General features: G+C 71.4%; 22 protein-coding genes. 18 read left to right on the top strand and 4 right to left on the bottom strand.

What is annotated here, in order from left to right; all coding sequences use genetic code 11:
* Positions 1–9 precede the first annotated feature (9 nt).
* Positions 10–1,233 carry an MFS transporter gene (locus tag ACZ7DL_RS08865; protein WP_470772798.1) on the top strand — a complete coding sequence of 408 codons (1,224 nt, stop codon included), beginning with the start codon at positions 10–12 and terminating at the stop codon, positions 1,231–1,233.
* A 516-nt stretch (positions 1,234–1,749) separates the two neighbouring features.
* On the opposite strand, the gene ACZ7DL_RS08860 is transcribed toward ACZ7DL_RS08865, so the two are convergent.
* Positions 1,750–2,298 carry a membrane lipoprotein gene (locus ACZ7DL_RS08860; protein ID WP_470772597.1) on the bottom strand — a complete coding sequence of 183 codons (549 nt, stop codon included), beginning with the start codon at positions 2,296–2,298 and terminating at the stop codon, positions 1,750–1,752.
* 61 nt (positions 2,299–2,359) lie between these two features.
* On the opposite strand from ACZ7DL_RS08860, the gene ACZ7DL_RS08855 reads away from it, so the two are divergent.
* The 3 genes from ACZ7DL_RS08855 (at position 2,360) to ACZ7DL_RS08845 (ending at position 4,363) form a co-directional block, all read left to right on the top strand.
* A complete protein-coding gene (locus ACZ7DL_RS08855) occupies positions 2,360–2,992 on the top strand; it encodes a VOC family protein (protein WP_470772595.1) in 633 nt (210 codons plus the stop codon).
* An 84-nt stretch (positions 2,993–3,076) separates the two neighbouring features.
* Positions 3,077–3,934: a DUF817 domain-containing protein gene (locus tag ACZ7DL_RS08850; protein ID WP_470772593.1), complete on the top strand. Its 858-nt coding sequence runs from the start codon at positions 3,077–3,079 to the stop codon at positions 3,932–3,934.
* Between the two features lie 24 nt (positions 3,935–3,958).
* Positions 3,959–4,363: a VOC family protein gene (locus ACZ7DL_RS08845; RefSeq protein ID WP_470772591.1), complete on the top strand. Its 405-nt coding sequence runs from the start codon at positions 3,959–3,961 to the stop codon at positions 4,361–4,363.
* Here the strand turns inward: ACZ7DL_RS08845 and ACZ7DL_RS08840 are convergent.
* From ACZ7DL_RS08840 to ACZ7DL_RS08830, 3 genes are all read right to left on the bottom strand, one after another.
* Entirely contained in the window at positions 4,343–5,032 is a 690-nt protein-coding gene (locus ACZ7DL_RS08840; protein WP_470772590.1) for a helix-turn-helix domain-containing protein, read from the bottom strand. The two genes, ACZ7DL_RS08845 and ACZ7DL_RS08840, sit on opposite strands and share 21 nt — an antisense overlap.
* A 143-nt stretch (positions 5,033–5,175) precedes the next feature.
* Entirely contained in the window at positions 5,176–6,075 is a 900-nt protein-coding gene (locus ACZ7DL_RS08835) for a VC0807 family protein (RefSeq protein WP_470772588.1), read from the bottom strand.
* A gap of 351 nt (positions 6,076–6,426) precedes the next feature.
* A complete protein-coding gene (locus tag ACZ7DL_RS08830) occupies positions 6,427–7,599 on the bottom strand; it encodes a YihY/virulence factor BrkB family protein (RefSeq protein ID WP_470772585.1) in 1,173 nt (390 codons plus the stop codon).
* A gap of 140 nt (positions 7,600–7,739) precedes the next feature.
* On the opposite strand from ACZ7DL_RS08830, the gene ACZ7DL_RS08825 reads away from it, so the two are divergent.
* From ACZ7DL_RS08825 to ACZ7DL_RS08760, 14 genes are all read left to right on the top strand, one after another.
* Complete coding sequence (locus ACZ7DL_RS08825) at positions 7,740–9,377, top strand: acyl-CoA dehydrogenase family protein (protein ID WP_470772583.1); 1,638 nt, start codon at positions 7,740–7,742, stop codon at positions 9,375–9,377.
* Positions 9,378–9,782: 405 nt separating this feature from the next.
* Complete coding sequence (locus ACZ7DL_RS08820; protein WP_470772581.1) at positions 9,783–11,072, top strand: GAF domain-containing protein; 1,290 nt, start codon at positions 9,783–9,785, stop codon at positions 11,070–11,072.
* A 181-nt stretch (positions 11,073–11,253) separates the two neighbouring features.
* Positions 11,254–12,588 (top strand): hypothetical protein, encoded by a 1,335-nt coding sequence (locus ACZ7DL_RS08815; protein ID WP_470772579.1) that lies wholly within the window; start codon positions 11,254–11,256, stop codon positions 12,586–12,588.
* Positions 12,589–12,754: 166 nt separating this feature from the next.
* The gene (locus ACZ7DL_RS08810; RefSeq protein ID WP_470772577.1) at positions 12,755–13,327 is read left to right on the top strand and encodes a GNAT family N-acetyltransferase; all 573 of its coding nucleotides are present in this window, start codon (positions 12,755–12,757) and stop codon (positions 13,325–13,327) included.
* A gap of 127 nt (positions 13,328–13,454) precedes the next feature.
* Complete coding sequence (locus ACZ7DL_RS08805) at positions 13,455–13,538, top strand: putative leader peptide (RefSeq protein WP_310739661.1); 84 nt, start codon at positions 13,455–13,457, stop codon at positions 13,536–13,538.
* Positions 13,539–13,662: 124 nt separating this feature from the next.
* The gene (locus ACZ7DL_RS08800) at positions 13,663–15,360 is read left to right on the top strand and encodes a nitrite/sulfite reductase (RefSeq protein ID WP_470772575.1); all 1,698 of its coding nucleotides are present in this window, start codon (positions 13,663–13,665) and stop codon (positions 15,358–15,360) included.
* Complete coding sequence (locus tag ACZ7DL_RS08795; protein WP_358641148.1) at positions 15,357–15,539, top strand: hypothetical protein; 183 nt, start codon at positions 15,357–15,359, stop codon at positions 15,537–15,539. The genes ACZ7DL_RS08800 and ACZ7DL_RS08795 overlap by 4 nt, the downstream gene beginning before the upstream one ends.
* Positions 15,536–16,255, top strand: a complete 720-nt coding sequence (locus ACZ7DL_RS08790; RefSeq protein WP_470772572.1) for a phosphoadenylyl-sulfate reductase — start codon at positions 15,536–15,538, stop codon at positions 16,253–16,255. Before ACZ7DL_RS08795 ends, ACZ7DL_RS08790 begins: the two co-directional genes overlap by 4 nt.
* Positions 16,256–16,281: 26 nt before the next feature.
* A complete protein-coding gene (gene cysC / locus ACZ7DL_RS08785) occupies positions 16,282–16,818 on the top strand; it encodes an adenylyl-sulfate kinase (protein WP_470772570.1) in 537 nt (178 codons plus the stop codon).
* Complete coding sequence (gene cysD / locus ACZ7DL_RS08780) at positions 16,815–17,750, top strand: sulfate adenylyltransferase subunit CysD (RefSeq protein ID WP_470772569.1); 936 nt, start codon at positions 16,815–16,817, stop codon at positions 17,748–17,750. Before cysC ends, cysD begins: the two co-directional genes overlap by 4 nt.
* 2 nt (positions 17,751–17,752) lie before the next feature.
* Entirely contained in the window at positions 17,753–19,087 is a 1,335-nt protein-coding gene (locus ACZ7DL_RS08775; RefSeq protein ID WP_470772568.1) for a sulfate adenylyltransferase subunit 1, read from the top strand.
* A 223-nt stretch (positions 19,088–19,310) separates the two neighbouring features.
* Positions 19,311–20,414: an aliphatic sulfonate ABC transporter substrate-binding protein gene (locus tag ACZ7DL_RS08770; RefSeq protein WP_470772567.1), complete on the top strand. Its 1,104-nt coding sequence runs from the start codon at positions 19,311–19,313 to the stop codon at positions 20,412–20,414.
* 36 nt (positions 20,415–20,450) lie between these two features.
* Positions 20,451–21,230: an ABC transporter ATP-binding protein gene (locus ACZ7DL_RS08765; RefSeq protein ID WP_470772566.1), complete on the top strand. Its 780-nt coding sequence runs from the start codon at positions 20,451–20,453 to the stop codon at positions 21,228–21,230.
* Positions 21,217–22,110: an ABC transporter permease gene (locus ACZ7DL_RS08760; RefSeq protein WP_470772565.1), complete on the top strand. Its 894-nt coding sequence runs from the start codon at positions 21,217–21,219 to the stop codon at positions 22,108–22,110. Before ACZ7DL_RS08765 ends, ACZ7DL_RS08760 begins: the two co-directional genes overlap by 14 nt.
* Positions 22,111–22,115: the final 5 nt, after the last annotated feature.

The raw sequence follows: 22,115 nt of genomic DNA, 5'->3' as shown, positions 1-22,115 counted from the left end.
GCTTTTTTCATGCCTTCTGACACATCTACGTCCAGCACGCTTCCCACCACCAGCTACCGTGACCTGCTCCGCAACCGTGAGTTCGCCGGGTTGTACGCCAGCTTCACACTGACGGTCGCCGCGAGCACCTTGTCGGGCTTCGCCCTCGGTACGCTGGTCAACCATCAGACCAAGTCCCCGTTCCTGACAGCCGTGAGCATGTACGGCGCCACGTTCGCGACGGTGCTTGGTGCGCTGACGCTGATGTCGGTCGCGGACGGAAACCGGCCTCGCCGAACCCTCGTCGCGCTTCAGTGCGTCTCGCTCGTAGGCGTTGCTGCACAGGCGGTTCCGGGGCTGCCGCTCACTGCCCGGTTCGGCCTGCTCCTTGTGCTGGGATTCTTCCAGTCCCTGGGAACCGGAACGCGGATGGGGCTGCTCGCCGAGGTGGTGCCGACCTCCACGTATGCACTGGCACGCTCGCTGATGAACATCACCTCGGGCGGCATGGCCATCCTCGGCTACGCCATCGGGGCCGTACTTCTGCGGTACCTGAGCCCACAAGAGGTCTTCGCCGCCGCGACAGCCCTGACCGGAGTTGGATTGATCATTGTGGCGGTGACTGTCCGGGAACACTCGATCCGTCTGACCCGTCGCCCCGGACTGCGCCAGACCTGGACCACGAACATCGCGCTCTTCTCCCACTCCGGCCAACGCGCGCTGCTGCTGAACCTGTGGGTCCCCAACGGCCTGATCGTCGGCTGCGAGGCCCTGTTCATCTCCTACGCCCCCAATCACGCTGGCGCCTTTCTGGCCGCCGGATCGGCAGGCATGCTCCTCGGTGACCTGGCTGTCGGGCGGCTGCTCACCGCCGAGCAGCGACGCCGCTATGCATTCGCCCTGCGACTGCTGCTCGCCATCCCTTATCTGCTGTTCGCCATCCACCCGCCCGTGCTGGTGGCGACAGCCGCGGTGTTCATCGCCAGTGCCGGGTTCGCCGCCACCCTGCCGCTCCAGGAGCGGCTTCTGGAGTTGACCCCCGATCCGGTCCGTGGCCAGGTCCAGGGAGTTGAGTCCGCCGGACGGATGACGTGGCAGGGTATCGGAGCCGCGATCGCCGGCGGCGTTGCCCAGCACTTCACCCCCGGCACGGCCATCACTGCTGTGGCCGCAGTCTCCGTCGCCATCACTGTCCTCTCCCGGTCCTTCGTGGTCCGCGCCCGAGCCGTCCGCGTCGAGGCAGCCAACGCATAAGCCGGCCCAAGTTGGTAGCCGATTACACGTGCCTTCCACGACGGCATGAGCGGCGGGCGCGGCCGGACGCGCCCGCCGCGCCTCGTTACTCGTCGGCGGCGTCCGGGTCCCGGAGGGGCCGGAGGCCGCCGGACAGGTCGGGGAGCTGGAAGGAGTACCGGGCCAGCATGTTGATGTGGTGACGGACGAACGGGGAGAGGCGGCCCGCGTCCTCGTCGCGGACGTCGAAGCCGTCCGGCGCAGGAACTCGACCGCCACAACAGCTCTCCGAAGATCGACAACAACGACCCACGAAGGCTCCGACGCTCAATCAGCCCAGGTCAAAGCACCAACCAGCCCGGAGAACGCTTAGCGCACGATCTGACACGGATGTTCCTCAGGCCCCGAGTCGTGCCGGTAGTCCGCGGTGCGGGTGTACAGGAGGAGACGAGGAGGCATGTCACGGGACTCCGGGCTCGGCTCGGGCGGCGTGACCCGGCTTGCGACGCCGGGTCACCGGGGAACGGCACGGGCCGGTCAACCCCCCTCACCCACGCTGTTGTCGGGCGCCCCGTCGCCGTACGAGGGGAGGTCGCCGCGCTCCACCGGGGCCGTCGCCGTGGAGGCCGGGGGCATGATCGCGGCGAGTTCCTCCGGTGCGGGGCGGTGCACGGCGTCCGCGGCCTCGCGGAGCACCTCGGGTGAGACCTTCTCGCCGTAGAGCCGCACCACTCTGCCCTTCACCGGCGCCAGGCAGGCATAGCCCTCGGGGCAGTCGGCGGCGCTGCCCCGCTCGGCGTAGAGGTGCAGCACGGCCCCGTTCTTCGCCCAGTACGCCACGGAGAAACCGTCGTCCCCGTTCACCCCGACGGACTGCTGCGCGAGCGTGAAGCCCGGGACGTCGGTGACGTACACGAGTTCCGGTGCGATGCCCAACGCACGCAGCCGGGCATCCGTTTCGGGCCGCTTCGAGACGGATGGCGACGGCTTGTGGGCGTGTCCCGCGTCCGCCTTCTCGGTGCCGCACGCCGTGAGCAGCGCGGGGAGGAGCAGAAGCAACGGCAGGGCGCGTGGGGTACGGATCATGCGCCCATGGTGCCGCACAGGCGCTCCCCAGGACGGCCCGGATCCCGTAACCTCCTCCGGAATGAACGCCATTCCACCGCTGCTGGACCATCTCGTCCTGGTCACACCGGACTTGGGCGCGACGGTCGCGGAGTTCGCACGGCGCACCGGGGTCACGCCGGTGCCCGGCGGGGTGCACCCGGAGCTGGGTACGCGGAATCATCTGGTGGGGCTGGGGGGCCGGAGTTATCTGGAGATCCTCGGGCCCGATCCGGAGCAGCCCGAACCCGCCGGGCCACGGCCGTTCGGCGTCGACCGGCCGTCCGGACCCGCCGTGCGGACCTGGGCGATCAGCCCGCCCGATCTGGACGCGGCGATCGCGGCGGCCCGGGCGCGGGGCTACGACCCGGGCCCGGTACGGCCGATGAGCCGCCGTACCCCGGACGGCACCGTGCTGCGCTGGCGGCTGACCGAAGGCGGCTCGGAGGACGCTTCGGGTCTGGTGCCGTTCCTCATCGACTGGGAAGAGTCCCCGCATCCGGCCGTCTCGGGACTGCCGGTCACCCCGCTGCTGGCGATGTCGGCCTCGGCCCCCGACCCGGAGAAGGTGCGCGGCCCGCTGGCCGCCCTGGACACAGCGCTGGCGCTGACCACCGGACCGGCCGCGTTCTCCTTCACCGTGGACACACCGAACGGACCGGTCGCCTTCGGCTGAGCCCCGGCAGCGCCCGGGATATTTGAACGCGTTCAATCGTGCCTCTAGGATCAGGACCCTCGCCGTCGGCGTGAAGGAGGGGGCATGCGCCGCGAGGAACGGTCCGTCGCGAGAGGCATCCGGCACGGGCTCGGGCAACTGGTGCGGTTCGGCGTGGTGCAGGCTCGTGCCTGCGCCTTCGCCGTGGCGCTGCTGGCCGGGATCGGAGCCTCGCGGCTGCTGCCCCCACTGCCCGTGGCCCGCTACGACCTGGTCCTCGGCTACGGCGTGCTGCTCACCCTCGTCGCCCGCCGGGTGGGCTGGGAGACCCGGCGGGACACCACCGTGATCGCCGTGTGCCATGTGCTGGGGCTGCTGTTCGAGCTGGTCAAGGTGCGCCTGGGGTCGTGGAGTTACCCGGAGGACGCCCTCACCAAGATCGGCGGCGTGCCGCTGTACGGGGGCTTCATGTACGCGGCGGTCGCCAGTTACGTGTGCCGGGCCCGGCGGCTGATGCGGCTGCGCTACACCCGCTACCGCGCCGCCGCCACGACCCTGGTGGCCGCCGCCGTCTACGCCAACTTCTTCACCCACCACTGGATACCGGACCTGCGCTGGCCGCTCGCCCTGGCCATGGCCGCCGCGACCGCCGGAACCTGGGTGGGTTTCAGCGTGGGCGCACATCGCTATCGCATGCCACTGGCTGTCTCCTTCGTGCTGATCGGCTTCTTCCTGTGGGTCGCCGAGAACGCGGCTACCTATGCGGGCGCCTGGAGCTACCCGCAGCAGCTCGGCGGGTGGCAGCCGGTGCCACTGACCAAGTTCGGCGCGTGGTCCCTGCTGATCAGCGTCACGTTCGTCCTCGCGGAGCACCTCGGGGCCGCCGGCCCGGACCGCCGCGCCGGGCGCCCGGAACCGGGCCGGTGTCCGCCGCCGGTGTCCGATTCCTTCAAGACCGGCTGACCGGCCGCTGCCTACCGTGCCCGCATGACCGTACGATTCGCAGTGATCGGCCTGGTGGCCTCCGATCTGGCCGCCTCGCTCGCCTTCTACCGCCGCCTCGGGCTGGTCTTCCCCGAGGGCGCCGAGGACCAGCCGCATGTCGAGGCCGAGTTGCCCGGCGGACTGGTGCTCGCCCTGGACACCGAGGAGACCGTCCGCTCCTTCCACCCCGGCTGGCGGCCGCCCGCCGGCGCAGGACGGGTCTCGCTCGCCTTCCGGTGCGACTCCCCCGCCGAGGTCGACGCCCGGTACGAGGACCTGGTGGCGGCCGGCCACCACGGGGAGCTGAAACCGTGGGACGCCTTCTGGGGCCAGCGGTACGCCAGCGTGCACGACCCCGACGGCAACGGCATCGACCTGTTCGCCCCGCTACCCGCTCCCGGCGAGTAGCTTCCCGAGCGGCATGCCCGCCAGCTCCCGAACCTCGCGCGCCAGGTGGGGCTGGTCCGCGTACCCCGCTCGGACCGCCGTCTCGGCGTACGGCGTCCCGGACCGGGCCAGCGCCAGCGCCCGCTGCAGGCGCAGGATGCGGGCCAGGGTCTTCGGGCCGTACCCGAACGCGGTCAGGCAGAGGCGGTGCAACCGGCGCTCGCCGAGGCCCAGTTCGGCGGCCGCCGCGGCGACCGGGCGGCCCTTGTCCAGGCACTCCACGAGCCGCCGCAGCAGCGGGTCGGGGGCTGCCGTCTGCACCGCCCGGCCCAGGGCGATGTCCTCCAGCGCGCTCGCCGGGTCAGGGGCCTCCGCCACGCGGTCGCCCAGTTCCCGGACCCGCGCGGCGGGCCAGAGGTCTGCCAGCTCCACCCGCAGATCGCGTAGTTCGTGTGCCGGGACGCCGAGCAGGGCGGGCGCGGTGCCGGGGAAGAAGCGGATGCCCGCCCAGGAACGGGCCGGGCCCACGGGGGCGTAGGGCCGGGTGTCGGGGCCCGCGACCAGCAGCCGGCCCTCGCTCCACAGCAGGTCCATGCAACCGTCGGGCAGCACGGGCCCGAAGCCGGTGCCGGTCGGGGAGTTCGTCCACACGACCGCGCCGATCAGCCGGGACGCCCGTTCCGCGTACACGGGAGCCAGCCTACGTCGCCGTCGGTGTCCGCCGTGCCCCCCGACCCGGGCCGCCGGTGTCCGCCGTGTCGGCTTTGCCCGGTGGTACGCGGTGCCCGATCGGCCCGCCCCGCCCGGTGGTCCGCCGTGCCGTCCCGGCCCGGTCAGCTCGGGCGTGGGGCCGGCCGGGGCGGGGCCGCCGAGGTGGGTGTGCCGCTGGGTGCCGTCGCCGGTGCGGGGACGCCGAACAGCGGGAGGGCGTGGCGTATGCGGAAGCGGCGGGCGTAGCCGGCGGTGATCACGGCGGTCAGGCCCAGCAGGAAGAAGGAAAGGACGCGGTCGAGCAGCGGCACCGTGTCGGTCGGCAGCGTGGCCGCGGCGAGTGAGCTCAGGGCGCCGTCGAGGAACTGCTCCGCTCCCCAGAGGAGGGTCAGGACACGCAGGCCGTGGCGGAACGGGGCGCTGTCCTGCCAGAGCCTGCCCCGGGTGCGGGCCGCGTTTCCCCGGTGCAGTCGCTGTCCCAACCGGAACGCCAGGGGTCTGCTGGTGAACGCCGTGCCGAGCGCCCAGCCGCCGACCGCGAGCGACAGGGCCGCGTTCTTGAACAGCAGGACGCGGGGACCGCCGCCTGTCACGGACACCAGCGCGGCGGTGGCCAGCAGGGCCGTGAAGAAAAGGTCCATGCCGTCGATCCTGCGGTACCGCACCGCGCCGGCCAGCAGCCGCAGGGCCGGCGGCGCGCCGCTCAGCAGCAGGGCGGGCGCCTGGCCGGCGCCGAGCACCCGGGCGGCGTAGTAGACGAGGAGCGGGAGGAGGAGGTCCACGGCGAGGGAGAGCAGGGCGCCGCGGGCGGTTCCGGGGGGCCTGGGGGGCCTGAAGGGCTTGGACGGCCGAGGGGGCTCGGCCGACGGGGTCGACTGGGCTGATTCGGTCGACTGGGTCGACGCCGTCCATTCGGCTGACTCGGCTGACCGGGTCGACTCGGTCAGCCCGGTCGGCTCGCCTGTCCCGGCCGTCCTCCTCGTCGGACCGCCCCCGCGCCCCTGTCCCGTGGTGTCCGCCATGTCCGCTGCCTCCCTGCCCGTGACTCAAGCCGTACCAGGCGGTGCGTCGGTGGCGGCGCCCGGCCGTTCTGCTGCGGCCGGACCGCTCCGGCCTGCACCATCACGCTAGGCGGGCGAGGCTGTCCGGCGGATCGGCGCAGGGGCGGAGTGCCGGGTGGACATTCCAGGGACAAGCGCGGCCGCCTTCTCCACCGCAGGGTCGACACCCAGGGGTGGAGACAGGGCACCGCGCCCATCGGGGACGACCCCGAGCCTCGGGGACACCCCCGAGCCATCGCGCGACCACCCCACCCCGAGGACGGCACGCTGCCCGGGCTTCAGCCGCCCCGGGACCCCGGTCGGCGTGGCCGGTCAGCCCTCCGGATGTGTGGTCCCGTTGCCCGCGTTGCCGCCGTTGACCTTGTGCGGATGGTGGTGGGGGTTCTTCGCATGGGTGCGCAGGCGGGCCGTCACGTCCTCCGGGGGGAGGAAGCGGGACCAGCGCTCGGGGAACTCGGAGGGCATGTCGGGGTCGTCGGGGTCGGCCTCGCGGGCCGCCGCGGCACGCGCGACGTACTCGGCGACCTGCGCGTGGCGGATCCGATCATTGGCCTCGCGCGCGGCGGCCGTGGCGGCGGCGGGCCAGACCCGGTCGATGGCCGCGTTCACGGCCGCGCCGACGAGCACGGCGAAGGCGGACACACCGATCCACAGCAGCACGGCGACGGCGGCGGCGAGGGAGCCGTAGATGGTGGCGCCCTCGATGGTGTTCGTGAGGTAGATGCGCAGCAGGAAGCTGCCCAGAACCCACATGGCCAGGGCCACCAGGGCGCCGGGGACGTCCTCGATCCATGGGGAGCGGACCGGCACCGAGACGTGGTACAGGGTCGTCAGGAAGACGATGGACAGCACGATCACGACCGGCCAGTACAGGACCTGGACGACCGTCTCCGACCAGGGCACGATCCGCACGACCGCGTCCGGGCCGGCCACCATCAGCGGCAGCGCCACCGAGCCGATCAGCAGCGCCACGATGAACAGCAGGAACGCCATGATCCGGGTCTTGACGATGCCCCGGACGCCGTCCAGGCCGTACATGACCGTGATGGTGTCGATGAAGACGTTCACCGCGCGCGAGCCGGACCAGAGGGCGAACAGGAAGCCGATGGAGATGACGTCGGGCCGGCCGCCCTTCATCACGTCGTGCAGGATCGGCTCGGCGATCTCCTTCACCCCCTTGTCGGACAGCACCGTGCGGGAGGCCTCGAGGAGGTTGGTCTCCAGGCTGTGGATGGTGTCGGCGCCGGTCCAGTCGTCGACGTAGCCGAGCAGTCCGATCAGGCTCAGCAGCAGCGGCGGCACGGACAGCAGGGTGAAGAACGCCGCCTCGGCCGCCAGGCCGAGGATGCGGTACTCCATGCAGGAGTTGACGGTGTCCTTGAGCAACAGCCAGGCGGTCCTGCGCTTGGAGACGTTCCGGTAGAGGGCTCTGGCCCGGTGGAGCCGGCCGGCCGGCTGCTCGGGGGTATCACTTGCTGGCTGCACGACCCAAAGGTATCCGTCACACGGGACCACCCCCACCTTCCGGGCCACCCGACCCGGATATGAGCCCCGAACCCACCCCGTCGCCCCGTCGTGCCGCTCTCGAGGCCATCACCGCCGCCATCCCGGGTAGGTTCCCAGTCATGGCAGGCACCTCCACCCACACCGTGACGAACCAGCCGCCCCCGCTGGTCGGCTACGACGTCTTCACCGCCGACCGGGCTCTCGCCGAGGCCGTCGACCGGTACACCGGCCCGGACGTGCTGGACGAGGTGCGCGCCGAGCTGTCCGCGCTCGGTCGGGCCGCCGGGTCGGCGCAGCTCCAGGAGTGGGCGGTGCAGGCGAACGAGCACCCGCCCCGGCTGCGCAGCCACGACCGCTACGGCCACCGGATCGACGAGGTCGAGTTCCATCCGGCCTGGCACCGGCTGCTCGGCAAAGGCGTCTCGGCCGGACTGACCGGCGCCTGGGTCCGGCCCGCCGGGCATGTGCGGCGGGCGGCCGGATTCCTGGTCTGGACGCAGGTCGAAGCGGGCACCTGCTGTCCGCTGTCGATGACGCACGCGGCCGTGCCCGCGCTGCGCGCCGACGCGGAGCTGGCCGCCGAGTGGGAGCCCCGGCTGACGTCCACGATCTACGACCAGCAGCTGCGGCCCGCCGGGCAGAAGCCCGGAGCGCTCTTCGGGATGGGCATGACCGAGAAGCAGGGCGGCAGCGACGTCCGCGCGAACTCCACCGCGGCACGGCCCCTCGCGGAGGACGGCACGTACGTGCTCACCGGGCACAAGTGGTTCTGCTCGGCGCCCATGTCGGACGCCTTCCTGGTGCTCGCGCAGGCACCGGGCGGGCTCACCTGCTTCCTGGTCCCGCGGGTCCTGCCCGACGGCAGCCGCAACGTCTTCCTCGTGCAGCGGCTGAAGGAGAAGCTGGGCAACCGCTCGAACGCCTCCGCCGAGGTCGAGTTCGACGGCACCTGGGCGCGCCGGGTCGGCGAGGAGGGGCGCGGGGTGCACACCATCCTCGGGATGGTCGCCGCGACCCGGCTGGACTGCGCGCTCGGCTCGGCGGGACTGATGCGGCAGGCGGTGGCCCAGGCCGTGCACCACTGCACGCACCGGGAGGCGTTCGGCGGGAAGCTGGTCGACAAGCCGCTGATGCGCAACGTCCTCGCCGATCTCGCGCTGGAGTCGGAGGCGGCGACCGCCCTGGCCCTGCGGCTCGCCGCGGCCTGCGACGACGACGGCGAGCAGGAGCGCGCCTTCCTGCGGCTCGCGGTGCCGGCCGCAAAGTACTGGATCACCAAGCGCTGCGCGCCCGTGGCCGTCGAGGCCGCCGAGTGCCTGGGCGGCAACGGGTACGTCGAGGAGTCCGGCCTGCCCCGGCTGGTGCGGGAGTCGCCGCTGAACTCGATCTGGGAGGGCGCCGGGAACGTTCAGGCGCTGGACGTGCTCCGGGCCCTGCGGCGGGAGCCGGGCGCGCTGGACGCCTGTCTCACCGAGATCGGCCGGGCGCACGGCGCCGACCACCGGCTGGACCGGGCGGTCAAGGACCTGTTCACGGAACTCGCCGACCTGGAGGGCGTCGAGGGGCGGGCCCGGCGGCTGGTGGAGCGGCTCGCGCTGGTGCTCCAGGGGTCCCTGCTGGTGCGGCACGCGCCGCCGGAGGTCGCCGACGCCTTCTGCGCCTCCCGGCTGGGCGGCGACCACGGCGCGTCCTTCGGCACCCTGCCGACGAGCCTGGACCTGGAGTCGGTGGTGAACCGGGCACGGCCGGAGGGCTGACCCCGAGCACGACGACCTGCCTGAAGGGGCGCGGGGCACCGCGCGACCAGCCACAACGGACCGTCGGCTGCCGACGCGCCCCGAGACGCACCCCCTGCCGCGAACCCGGCCGACCGCCGGAGGCAGGGGGTGGTGCTGCGCCGACACGGCACCACCCCCGGCAACTGGGCCCGTTCGAGCCCGCGGACGCGTAACGCGTCGTGGTCAAGTCTCAGCCACCCTTCGGCGGTCCACCAGGGTTGCAGGGGGTTGCAACTTATGGGGGCACGTGCGCGGAGTTTGTGCCTCCGCCATGCGCGGAGCGGCAGTATGAGAGGCACAGTCGGACCGGAAACCGCCGCCCGGACGGCGTGACAAGTGTGTTCGACGCCCTTTTCCGGGAGGACCGCAGTGGTGAACCCGCCGATGAACGTGGCGCGCCTGGCCGCCGTGGACGCGGCGCAGGCGGCGCGGCTGCTGAACGAGGTGCGCGAGGCCACGCTCGCCGGACAGCGTGCGCGGATCGCGCCCCGGCCGGTGATCGAGCAGTCGTGGGGACGGGTGCTGCGCAGTGGCGTGGACCCCGAACGGGACGTCAGGTCCAGGCTGTTGCCTTCCGACGAGGTGCGACACCGGCGGGAGGAGTCACCGCTGCGGCACGTTCTGCCGGTGTTGCGGGAGGGGCTGCTTTCGGTCGCGGACGTCGCCCAGCACATCATGGTCGTCGCGGACGCCGACGGGCGCGTGCTGTGGCGGGAGGGAGCGGCTCCGGTGCTGCGCAAGGCCGACGGCCTCGGCTTGGAACTCGGCGCGGACTGGCGGGAAGACGTCGTCGGCACCAACGGGGTGGGCACCCCGGCGGTGGTACGGCGGCCGGTACAGGTGTTCGCCGCCGAGCACTTCGTACGTTCGCAGACCTCCTGGACCTGTTCGGGTGCCCCGATCACGGATCCGCGGGACGGCCGGCTGCTCGGTGTGGTGGACGTCAGCGGGCCGCTGGAGACCATGCATCCGGCCACCCTGGCCTGGGTGGACTCGGTGGCCAAGCTGGCCGAGGCCCGGCTGCGGGAGCTGCACGCGACCTCGCTGGAGGGACTGCGGGCGGTGGCGGCGCCGGTGCTGGCGCGGGTGGCCGGGCGGGCGCTGGTGGTGGACCGGAACGGTTGGGCGGCGGCCGTGACCGGGATGCCGTACGTGCGGCGCGTGACGCTGCCCAAGTCGCTCGCGCCGGGCCGCCGGTGGCTGCCCTCGCTGGGTTCCTGCGCGGTGGAGCCGCTGGCCGGGGGCTGGCTGCTGCGGGTGGAGGACGAGCCGCTCGCCACCGCCGCCCGCCGGATCGTGCTGGACCTCGCGCGGCCGGGCCGCTGCACGGTGACGGTCATGGCCTCGGCGGGTCCGTGGTCGCGGGAACTCAGTCCGCGGCACGCCGAGTTGCTCTTCCTGCTCGCCGAGCACCGCACCGGGCGCGGGGCGGCGGCGCTGGCCGAGGACATGTTCGGCGATGCCGCCAAGACCGTGACCGTACGTGCCGAGATGTCCAGAATTCGGCGGTATCTGGGGGAACTTCTCCAGCATCGGCCGTATCGTTTCTGCGACGATGCGGAAGTGGAGGTGCTCCTTCCTGAGGATCTGCGCGCCCTGCTCCCCCAGTCGACGGCACCGACGGTGGTCCGCAAACGGAATGCCACGGAGAGCGGCCCGACCGGGGCGCACTGACCTAGGGCGGGTGGCCGCTCCTCAGCCCTGCCGGGCCCGGCACGCGCATATTCCGCCCGTCTGCACAGTCTTGGCCCTGCCCGGCCCCTTCCTGCCGTAGCATCCCCTACGGGCCGGCCCACCTGCTGCTCGCGTCAAGGTACGGACCATCAGGCGCAGTTGGCCGTCGTCTGGAGGAGAGATGAAGCATCGCGGCAGACACCGCCGGCGCAGACGGGGCGCAGCGCTGCGCGCCGTCCTAACCGGGACCGCGCTGGCGCTCACCGCCGCCGCCACACTGATCAGCGCGTCCCAGGCAGAGGTCGCCGAGGACCCGGGCGCGCTCAAGCCGCTGACCTCCCCGGCGGACACCGGCCGGCTCCGGCTCCAGGAGCACCCGGTCCCCGCCCGCACGCTGGACCGCCTCGCCGCCTCCATGGGCCGCCCGGTCGGCGTGGACGCCGTACTCCAGAGCGCCGACCGCGTCCTGAGCGAGGCCGCAGACTGCTCCGCCGACGACCGCGCGTCCCTGCCCGTCGACCCGGCCGCCACCCGCGCCTACTGCTGGGACCCGGCCGACACCGCCGGCACCGCCTGGCGGGCGGCCTCGGTGACCACCTCCGGAGACGCCGACGACGACGGTGTCTGGGGTGCCCACCGGGTCGTCCTCACCGGCTGGACCCACAGCACCACCGCGGGCCGGTCCGCCGAGCGGGGACTCGCCAGGGTCGCCTTCGTCGACGCCGACGACCCCGCGCACCTCGCCTACCGCTGGGCGCTCCTGGTGGTTCCGGTCGACGGCGGCCGGGACTACCGGGGCCTGGCCTCCGGCATCTCCGGCATGGTCTGGTACGAGAACAAGCTGCTGGTCACCACCACGGCCGGCAGCGCCGACGCCCTCTACGTCTACGACCTGGACCGCATCCAGCGCACCACGGTCGACGGGCCCGCGATCGGCCGGGTACCCGGCGGCTGGTCCGCCGACGGCTACGACTATGTGCTGCCGGCGGTCGGCTCGTACCGCTTCACCTCCGGGCGCTGCGCCTCCTCCGGGCCGCCCTGCCCCGGCGCGCTCGCCATCGACCGCAGTACGGCGCCCGACAGTCTGGTCGCCGCGGAGTCGACCCCGCCCGGCGGCGACCGGCGGGCCCGGCTGTGGCGGTACGCGTTCAGTACGGATCCGGCGCGGGCCGGGCTGCTCGCCACGGATGCCGCGGGGCGGGCGGACGCGGTGGAGGCGTACCGGACCCGGGCGACCGGGATCCGGGGCGTGCTGTCGTACCGGAAGCCCGGGGCGGACCGGGCGTCCTGGTATGTGGGACGGCTGCCCGGTGCGCAGGACGGACACGGCGGACTGTGGCGGCAGGACACCGCGGGAGCCCGGGCGGCCCGCTGCGGCGCCGACGCCTCCGACCGCTGCTGGGCCCAGGGGTCCGGCTCCCTCTCCTACTGGCAGGAGACGGGCGAGGTGTGGTCCCTCTCGGACCGCATGCTCTTCGCACTCCCCTTGGCCGACCTCGACGGGTCCACGGACTGACCCGACGGGCAGGCCCGGCCCGACCGGCCGCCCTCGACCCTGGGCCGAGCCTCCTTCGGCCCGTACCGGCCGCTCCCCTCCGGACCGCTCGACCCGGAGCCGCCGGCGTCCGTCCGCGACCCGACCCCATCGACAGACCCGGCGGCGGGATGATTCCCTGGCCCGCATGAGCAGCGTCCCTGTCACCACCTGGTCCCTGGAGCAGACCTCCCCGGCCGATCTCCTGCCCGCCGCAGCACCCGACGGCGATGTCCGGATCGTCCGCGCCGAGGCGCCCTCCCCCGAGTTCAGCCGGTTCCTGTACGCGTCCGTCGGCGGTGACATCCGCTGGACCGACCGGCTGAGCTGGCCGTACGCGCGGTGGCAGGAGTACCTGGAGCGGCCCGGCGTGGAGACCTGGGTGGCATACGACCGGGGCACCCCGGCCGGCTATGTGGAACTGGACCCGCAGGACGAGGGCGTGGTCGAGATCGCCTACTTCGGACTGCTCCCCGCCTTCCGCGGCCGGCGCATCGGCGGCCACCTGCTGTCGTACGGCACGGCCCGCGCCTGGGACCTGGCCGAGCGGTGGCCGGGGCGGGCGCCGACGAAGCGGGTGTGGCTGCACACCTGCACCAAGGACGGCGAGTTCGCCATGGACAACTACCAGCGGCGGGGCTTCAAGCTGTTCGACACCAAGGTGGAGCTGGAGCAGGACGTGCCCACGCCCGGGCCGTGGCCTGGCGCATACCCGGTGTGACCTGCCGGGACAAGCCTCCCGGGCACGCATGTGAGCGACGACACCCTTGTTTCACATTCCGAGACAAGGGTGTCCACATGACGGACGAAGCTGGACTCTGTCCAGATCGCCGTGACACGCTTCCGCCATGCCTGGAACTGGAATTGCCTTGGTGAGTCGGCGGCACGTCGACCTCGGCCGCATGTCCAGCGCCATCTGTCCGGCGAGCTGAGCCTCCCAGCACCGCCGCGAACCCCCGTACCCCCATCTCCTTGCGCAAGGACGCGCACGCCTGCCCGCGTGCGCGTATCCGTGCAGGTCAGAGCCGACTCCCACCCAGTCCCGAAGGACGTGACATGGCCGCCACCCCACAGAACCCCACCGCCTCCGCGCCCCGCCGCAAGGTGAGTCGTCACCGCGGTGAGGGCCAGTGGGCCGTGGGCCACTTCACGCCCCTCAACGGCAACGAGCAGTTCAAGAAGGACGACGACGGTCTCAATGTGCGGACACGCATTGAGACGATCTACTCCAAGCGGGGCTTCGACTCGATCGACCCGAACGACCTGCGCGGCCGGATGCGCTGGTGGGGGCTGTACACCCAGCGCAAGCCCGGGATCGACGGCGGCAAGACCGCGATCCTGGAGCCGGAGGAGCTGGACGACAAGTACTTCATGCTGCGCGTCCGTATCGACGGCGGTGCGCTCACCACGCGGCAGCTGCGGGTGATCGGCGAGATCTCGCAGGAGTTCGCGCGCGGCACCGCGGACATCACCGACCGGCAGAACGTGCAGTACCACTGGATCCGGATCGAGGACGTGCCCGAGATCTGGGACCGGCTGGAGGGCGTGGGCCTGTCCACCGTCACCGCCTGCGGTGACACCCCGCGTGTGATGATCGGCTCGCCGGTGGCGGGTATCGCCGAGGACGAGATCATCGACGCCACGCCGGCGCTGGAGGAGATGAAGCGCCGCGTCCTGAACAACAAGGCCTACTCCAACCTCCCCCGGAAGTTCAAGACGGCCATCTCGGGCTCGCCGCTGCTGGACGTCGTGCACGAGATCAACGACGTCGCGTTCGTCGGCGTACGGCACCCCGAGCACGGCCCGGGCTTCGACGTGTGGGTCGGCGGCGGCCTGTCCACCAACCCCAAGCTCGGTGTGCGACTGGGTGCCTGGGTGCCGATCGACGAGGTCCCGGACGTCTACGAGGGCGTCATCTCCATCTTCCGTGACTACGGCTACCGGCGGCTGCGCACCCGGGCCCGGCTGAAGTTCCTGGTCGCCGACTGGGGTGCGGAGAAGTTCCGGCAGGTGCTGGAGGACGAGTACCTGAAGCACAAGCTCGTCGACGGCCCCGCGCCCGAGCAGCCGGTGCAGCAGTGGCGCGACCACATCGGTGTGCACCGGCAGAAGGACGGCCGGTTCTACGTCGGGTTCGCCCCGCGGGTCGGCCGGGTCGACGGCACCACCCTCACGAAGATCGCCGACCTCGCGGAGGCGCACGGCTCCGGCCGGGTCCGTACCACCGTCGAGCAGAAGATGATCGTCCTCGATGTCGCGGAGGACCAGGTCGACTCGCTGGTCGAGGGGCTGGAGGCGCTGGACCTCACCGCCCGGCCCTCCTCCTTCCGGCGCGGCACCATGGCCTGCACCGGCATCGAGTTCTGCAAGCTCGCCATCGTCGAGACCAAGCAGCGCGGTTCGCAGCTGATCGACGAGCTGGAGCGCCGGCTGCCGGACTTCGACGAGCCGATCACCATCAACCTCAACGGCTGCCCGAACGCCTGCGCCCGTATCCAGGTCGCGGACATCGGTCTCAAGGGGCAGCTGGTCCTCGACGACCAGGGCGAGCAGGTCGAGGGCTACCAGGTGCACCTCGGCGGCGCGCTCGGCCTGGAGGCGGGCTTCGGCCGCAAGGTGCGCGGACTGAAGGTCACCGCGGAGGAGCTGCCCGACTACGTCGAGCGGGTGCTCAAGCGGTTCCAGGCGGAGCGCGAGGACGGCGAGCGGTTCGCGACCTGGGCCGCGCGAGCTTCCGAGGAGGCGCTGTCGTGAGCGAGCGGGCCGCGCCCTTCTACTGCCCCTACTGCGGCGACGAGGACCTGCGTCCGCACGAACAGGGTCATGGCGCCTGGGAATGCGGAGCATGCAACCGCGCATTCCAGCTGAAGTTCCTCGGGCTGCTGGCCCGGGGTCTTCAGCGAGCCGACAACGGAGGGGATGACCGGATATGACGACGGCTCAGGAAGGCCGTACGACCGAGGATTTGAAGGCGCTCGCCGAGCAGGCGGGCCGCGATCTGGAGGACGCCTCCGCTCTGGAGATCCTCCAGTGGGCGGTGGACACCTTCGGCAGCAGGTTCTGCGTCACCTCCTCGATGGAGGACGCCGTGGTCGCCCATCTCGCCTCGCGCGTGCTGAAGGGCGAGGCCCCCGTGGATGTGATCTTCCTGGACACCGGCTACCACTTCCCGGAGACCATCGGCACCCGGGACGCCGTGGAGGCCGTGATGGACGTCAACGTCATCACCCTCACACCGAGGCAGACGGTCGCCGAACAGGACGCGCAGTACGGCCCGAGGCTGCACGACCGCGATCCGGACCTCTGCTGCGCGCTGCGCAAGGTGCGGCCGCTGGAAGAGGGTCTGCAGGGCTACCAGGCATGGGCGACCGGCCTGCGCCGTGACGAGTCCCCGACCCGGGCGAACACCCCGGTCGTCGGCTGGGACGAGAAGCGGCAGAAGGTCAAGATCTCGCCGATCGCCCGCTGGACCCAGGACGACGTGGACGCGTACATCACCGAACACGGCGTGCTCACCAACCCGTTGCTGATGGACGGCTACACCTCTGTCGGCTGCGCCCCGTGCACCCGCAGGGTCCTGGAGGGCGAGGACGCGCGCGCCGGCCGCTGGGCGGGCCGCGCCAAGACCGAGTGCGGGCTGCACGGATGACGAACGACTCGATTCAGGAGAACCACGTGACGACCGGAGCCACCGTCTGGCTCACGGGTCTGCCGAGCGCCGGCAAGACCACCATCGCGTACGAGCTGGCGGGCCGGCTGCGTGCCGAGGGCCACCGTGTCGAGGTGCTCGACGGCGACGAGATCCGCGAGTTCATCTCCGCGGGCCTCGGCTTTTCCCGGGAGGACCGGCACACCAACGTGCAGCGCATCGGCTTCGTCGCCGAGCTGCTGGCCCGTAACGGCGTCAAGGTGCTGGTGCCGGTGATCGCGCCGTACACGGACAGCCGGGACGCGGTGCGCAAGCGGCACCAGGAGAACGGGACGCCGTACCTGGAGATCCATGTGGCGACCCCGGTCGAGGTGTGCAGCGTGCGCGATGTGAAGGGGCTGTACGCGAAGCAGGCCGCGGGCGAACTGACCGGGCTCACCGGGGTCGACGACCCGTACGAGGAGCCGGAGACGCCCGATCTGCGGATCGAGTCGCAGCACCAGACCGTGCAGGAGTCCGCGGCGAGCGTGTACGTTCTGCTCAGCGAGAGGGGACTGGCATGACCACGATCGCCACAGTCGAGAACGGCACGGACAGCCCGTACGCCCTGTCGCACCTGGACGCGCTGGAGTCCGAGGCGGTGCACATCTTCCGTGAGGTGGCGGGGGAGTTCGAGAACCCGGTGATCCTGTTCTCCGGCGGCAAGGACTCCATCCTCATGCTGCACCTCGCGCTGAAGGCGTTCGCCCCGGCCGGGATCCCCTTCTCCCTGCTGCATGTGGACACGGGACACAACTTCCCGGAAGTTCTTGAGTACCGGGACCGTGTGGTGGCCGCACATGGGCTGCGCCTCCATGTGGCCTCTGTCCAGGACTACATCGACCGCGGTGTGCTGAAGGAACGTCCCGACGGCACCCGCAACCCGCTCCAGACGCTCCCGCTGACCGAGAAGATCCAGTCGGAGAAGTTCGACGCGGTCTTCGGGGGCGGCCGCCGGGACGAGGAGAAGGCCCGCGCCAAGGAGCGGGTGTTCTCGCTGCGGGACGAGTTCTCGCAGTGGGACCCGCGCCGGCAGCGGCCCGAGCTGTGGAACCTGTACAACGGCCGGCACGCCCCCGGCGAACACGTCCGCGTCTTCCCGCTGTCCAACTGGACCGAGCTGGACGTCTGGCAGTACATCGCCCGCGAGGGCATCGAGCTGCCGGAGATCTACTTCGCGCACGAGCGTGAGGTGTTCCAGCGGAACGGCATGTGGTTGACCGCCGGTGAGTGGGGCGGCCCGAAGGACGGCGAGACCGTCGAGAAGCGGCTCGTGCGCTACCGCACGGTCGGTGACATGTCCTGCACGGGCGCCGTCGACTCCGACGCGACCACGCTGGACGCCGTGATCGCCGAGATCGCCGCGTCCCGGCTGACCGAACGGGGCGCCACCCGCGCCGACGACAAGCTGTCCGAGGCCGCGATGGAAGACCGCAAGCGCGAGGGGTACTTCTAAGCATGAGCACGTCCACGACCGAGGCACTCTCGGCCACCACCCTGCTGCGGTTCGCCACCGCCGGCTCCGTCGACGACGGCAAGTCCACGCTCGTCGGGCGGCTGCTGCACGACTCCAAGTCGGTCCTCACCGACCAGCTGGAGGCCGTCGAGCGCGCCTCCGCGAGCCGCGGCCAGGAGGGCCCGGACCTCGCCCTCCTCACCGACGGCCTGCGCGCCGAGCGGGAGCAGGGCATCACCATCGACGTCGCCTACCGCTACTTCGCGACTCCGCGCCGCCGGTTCATCCTCGCCGACACCCCGGGGCATGTGCAGTACACCCGGAACATGGTCACCGGGGCCTCCACCGCCGAGCTGACCGTCATCCTCGTGGACGCCCGCAACGGCGTGGTCGAGCAGACCCGCCGGCACGCGGCCATCGCCGCCCTGCTGCGCGTCCCGCACGCCGTCCTCGCCGTCAACAAGATGGACCTCGTCGGGTACGAGGAGCACGTCTTCGCGGCGATCGCCGAGGAGTTCACGGCGTACGCGACCGATCTGGGCGTCCCCGAGGTCACCGCGATCCCGATCTCGGCGCTGGCCGGCGACAACGTGGTGGAGCCGTCCGCGAACATGGACTGGTACGGCGGCCCCACCGTGCTGGAGCACCTGGAGACCGTGCCGGTCACCCACGACCTGGCGCACTGCCACGCGCGGCTGCCCGTGCAGTACGTGATCCGGCCGCAGACCGCCGAGCACCCGGACTACCGGGGCTACGCGGGCCAGATCGCGGCCGGCACCTTCCGGGTCGGCGAGCAGGTGACCGTCCTCCCCTCCGGCCGTACGACGAAGATCTCGGGCATCGACCTGCTGGGCGAGCCGGTGGACGTGGCCTGGACGACGCAGTCGGTGACGGTGCTGCTCGAGGACGACATCGACGTCTCGCGCGGTGATCTGATCGTGCCGACGAAGGACGCGCCGGCCACCACGCAGGACGTGGAGGCGACCGTCTGCCATGTCGCCGACGCCCCGCTGACCGTGGGCCACCGGGTGCTGCTCAAGCACGGCACGCGCACGGTGAAGGCCATCGTCAAGGACATCCCGTCCCGGCTCACGCTCGACGACCTGTCCCTGCACCCGCACCCGGGACAGCTCGTCGCCAACGACATCGGCCGGGTGAAGATCCGTACCGCCGAGCCGCTGCCGGTCGACTCCTACGCCGACTCGCGCCGCACGGGCTCCTTCATCCTGATCGATCCCGCCGACGGCACCACGCTCACCGCGGGCATGGTCGGCGAGTCGTTCGCGTCGCCCGAGCCGGTCAAGGACGCGGCCGACGAAGACGGTTGGGACTTCTGAGCATGAAATCCCCCGACGCCTACTCGATGTTCGCGAAGGAGGGCGGCCGCGTGGGCAGCGGCGCCCTCGGCAGCGGGCAGGGTGGGGTCGCGCGATGTGTGTGCTGACGTACGCGCACTGCTCGCGCGCCCACACCCCCCACCGCCGTAGACGAAGACCTGCCGACTTCCCGGCCACGGCCTGAGAGACCGTGACCGCCGGGCCTCCGAGAGGAACACCTCCCGTGCCTGCTACATCCGCTCTTCGCCGTACCTTCGCGGTCATAGCCGCCCTCCCCCTTCTCACGTTGGCCGCCTGCGGCTACGGCTCCGAGGCCAAGGACGACAACACCGTCAAGGTCGCCGCCGGCGCCAAGAAGATCGACGGGCTGGACTCCGTCAAGATCGGCTACTTCGGCAACCTGACCCACGCGACCGCGCTGGTCGGCAATCAGAAGGGCTTCTTCCAGAAGGAGCTGGGCGCCACCAAGGCCGACTACCAGATCTTCAACGCCGGACCGTCCGAGATCGAGGCGCTGAACTCGGGCTCCATCGACATCGGCTGGATCGGCCCTTCCCCGGCGATCAACGGCTACACCAAGTCCGGCGGCAAGAACCTGCGCATCATCGGCGGTTCGGCGTCCGGCGGTGTGAAACTGGTCGTCGACCCGAAGAAGATCAAGTCCCTGAAGGACGTCAAGGGCAAGAAGATCGCCACCCCTCAGCTGGGCAACACGCAGGACGTGGCGTTCCTCAACTGGGTGGCGGATCAGGGCTGGAAGGTCGACGCGGAGAGCGGCAAGGGTGACGTGTCCGTCGTCCGCACGGACAACAAGGTGACCCCGGACGCGTACAAGTCCGGCTCCATCGACGGCGCCTGGGTACCGGAGCCGACCGCGTCCAAGCTGGTCGCCGAGGGCGCCAAGGTGCTGCTGGACGAGTCCTCCCTGTGGCCCGACAAGAAGTTCGTGATCACGAACATCATCGTGTCGCAGAAGTTCCTGAAGGAGCACCCGAAGGCCGTCGAGGCGGTCCTGAGGGCGTCGGTCGAGACCAACAAGTGGATCCAGGCCAACCCGGACCAGGCGAAGGCCGCCGCGAACAAGCGGCTGGGCCTCGACTCCGGCAAGGAGCTGCCGGCCGACGTCCTGGACCCGGCGTGGAAGTCCATCCAGCTCACCGACGACCCGCTGGCCGCGACCCTCGACGCCGAGGCGCAGCACGCCGTCAAGGCCGGTCTGCTGGAGGACCCGAAGCTGCACGGCATCTATGACCTCACCCTCCTGAACAAGGTCCTCGCGGCCGAGGGCGAGCCGACCGTCAGCGACGCCGGACTCGGCGCCAAGTAAGTTCGCCAGCCGATGAGTTCCCAGGAGGTGACGACCATGGCCACGACCTTCGCCAAGGCCGCCGAGTCGGTCGAGCACGCGGCGCGTATCGAGCACGTCTCGAAGTCCTTCGCGACACCGGGCGGGCAGCAGCTCGTCCTGGACGACATCAGCCTCGATGTCGCACCCGGCGAGTTCGTCACCCTCCTGGGGGCCTCGGGCTGCGGCAAGTCGACGCTGCTGAACCTGGTGGCGGGGCTGGACCGGCCCTCCGCCGGCAGCATCACGACAGGCGGGCGCCCGGCCCTGATGTTCCAGGAGCACGCCCTGTTCCCGTGGCTGACCGCGGGCAAGAACATCGAACTCGCCCTGAAGCTCAGGGGAGTTCCCAAGACCGACCGCCGTGAGCGGGCCGAGCAGCTGCTCGAACTGGTGCGGCTCCAGGGCTCGTACGGCAAGCGGGTGCACGAGCTGTCCGGCGGCATGCGGCAGCGCGTGGCGATGGCCCGGGCGCTCGCGCAGGACAGCCAGCTGCTTCTGATGGACGAGCCGTTCGCGGCGCTGGACGCGATCACCCGTGACCTGCTGCACGACGAGCTGACCCGGATCTGGGCGGAGACGGGCCTGTCCGTCCTGTTCGTCACGCACAACGTGCGCGAGGCGGTGCGGCTCGCCCAGCGGGTGGTGCTGCTGTCCTCCCGGCCGGGCCGGGTGGCCCGCGAATGGCAGGTGGACATTCCGCAGCCGCGGCGCATCGAGGACGCGCCGGTCGCCGAACTGTCCCTAGAGATCACCGAAGTACTGCGTGGGGAGATCCGGCGTCATGGCCAGCACTGAGACCACTGGGACGACGACCGTCACGGACGCGGGAAGCGTCGAGGCGGGTCTGGACGCCCTGGAGACCTCCGCCACCGGCCGTACGCCGTTCCGGCAGACCTTCGTCAACAAGATCCTGCCGCCGGTCGTCGCCACCGTGGTGGTGCTGATCGCGTGGCAGGCACTGATCTCCTTCAAGATCGTCGACGATCCGACGAAACTGCCGTCCCCCGCCGACGTCGGCAACGAGTTCAAGCGCGCCTGGCTCGAGGGCAAGCTGCTGGGTTACATCTGGACCAGCGTCTCGCGCGGTCTGCTGGGCTTCCTGTTCGCACTGGCCATCGGCACCCCGCTCGGTCTGCTGGTGGCCCGGGTGAAGTTCGTGCGCGCCGCCATCGGCCCGGTGCTGTCCGGGCTCCAGTCGCTGCCCTCGGTGGCGTGGGTTCCGCCGGCGGTGCTCTGGCTGGGCCTGAACAACTCGATGATGTACGCGGTGATCCTGCTCGGCGCCGTACCGTCCATCGCCAACGGGCTGGTCTCCGGCATCGACCAGGTGCCCCCGCTGTACCTGCGGGCGGGCCGCACCATGGGAGCGACCGGTCTGCGCGGTGCCCTGCACATCGTCCTGCCTGCCTCGCTGCCGGGCTATCTGGCCGGCCTGAAGCAGGGCTGGGCCTTCTCCTGGCGCTCGCTGATGGCCGCGGAGATCATCGCCTCCTCGCCGGATCTGGGCATCGGGCTGGGCGCCCTGCTGGAGAACGGCCGCAATGCCAGCTCCATGCCCATGATCTTCGAGGCCATCCTGCTCATCCTGTTCGTCGGCATCGCCATCGACCTGCTGATCTTCAGTCCCCTGGAGCGGCGGGTGCTGCGCAGCCGCGGCCTTCTGGTGAAGAGCTGACGTCT

Source organism: Streptomyces sp. NPDC036984 (assembly GCF_055607665.1).
This window is presented reverse-complemented; position numbering and strand designations above follow the sequence as displayed.

Excerpts from the sequence above, each read along its gene's own strand:
- ACZ7DL_RS08865 (WP_470772798.1), top strand. The coding sequence starts at position 10 with ATGCCTTCTGACACATCTACGTCCAGCACGCTTCCCACCACCAGCTAC.
- ACZ7DL_RS08860 (WP_470772597.1), bottom strand. The coding sequence starts at position 2,298 with ATGATCCGTACCCCACGCGCCCTGCCGTTGCTTCTGCTCCTCCCCGCG.
- ACZ7DL_RS08855 (WP_470772595.1), top strand. The coding sequence starts at position 2,360 with ATGAACGCCATTCCACCGCTGCTGGACCATCTCGTCCTGGTCACACCG.
- ACZ7DL_RS08850 (WP_470772593.1), top strand. The coding sequence starts at position 3,077 with ATGCGCCGCGAGGAACGGTCCGTCGCGAGAGGCATCCGGCACGGGCTC.
- ACZ7DL_RS08845 (WP_470772591.1), top strand. The coding sequence starts at position 3,959 with ATGACCGTACGATTCGCAGTGATCGGCCTGGTGGCCTCCGATCTGGCC.
- ACZ7DL_RS08835 (WP_470772588.1), bottom strand. The coding sequence starts at position 6,075 with ATGGCGGACACCACGGGACAGGGGCGCGGGGGCGGTCCGACGAGGAGG.
- ACZ7DL_RS08825 (WP_470772583.1), top strand. The coding sequence starts at position 7,740 with ATGGCAGGCACCTCCACCCACACCGTGACGAACCAGCCGCCCCCGCTG.
- ACZ7DL_RS08820 (WP_470772581.1), top strand. The coding sequence starts at position 9,783 with ATGAACGTGGCGCGCCTGGCCGCCGTGGACGCGGCGCAGGCGGCGCGG.
- ACZ7DL_RS08815 (WP_470772579.1), top strand. The coding sequence starts at position 11,254 with ATGAAGCATCGCGGCAGACACCGCCGGCGCAGACGGGGCGCAGCGCTG.
- ACZ7DL_RS08810 (WP_470772577.1), top strand. The coding sequence starts at position 12,755 with ATGAGCAGCGTCCCTGTCACCACCTGGTCCCTGGAGCAGACCTCCCCG.
- ACZ7DL_RS08805 (WP_310739661.1), top strand. The coding sequence starts at position 13,455 with ATGCCTGGAACTGGAATTGCCTTGGTGAGTCGGCGGCACGTCGACCTC.
- ACZ7DL_RS08800 (WP_470772575.1), top strand. The coding sequence starts at position 13,663 with ATGGCCGCCACCCCACAGAACCCCACCGCCTCCGCGCCCCGCCGCAAG.
- ACZ7DL_RS08790 (WP_470772572.1), top strand. The coding sequence starts at position 15,536 with ATGACGACGGCTCAGGAAGGCCGTACGACCGAGGATTTGAAGGCGCTC.
- cysD (WP_470772569.1), top strand. The coding sequence starts at position 16,815 with ATGACCACGATCGCCACAGTCGAGAACGGCACGGACAGCCCGTACGCC.
- ACZ7DL_RS08775 (WP_470772568.1), top strand. The coding sequence starts at position 17,753 with ATGAGCACGTCCACGACCGAGGCACTCTCGGCCACCACCCTGCTGCGG.
- ACZ7DL_RS08765 (WP_470772566.1), top strand. The coding sequence starts at position 20,451 with ATGGCCACGACCTTCGCCAAGGCCGCCGAGTCGGTCGAGCACGCGGCG.
- ACZ7DL_RS08760 (WP_470772565.1), top strand. The coding sequence starts at position 21,217 with ATGGCCAGCACTGAGACCACTGGGACGACGACCGTCACGGACGCGGGA.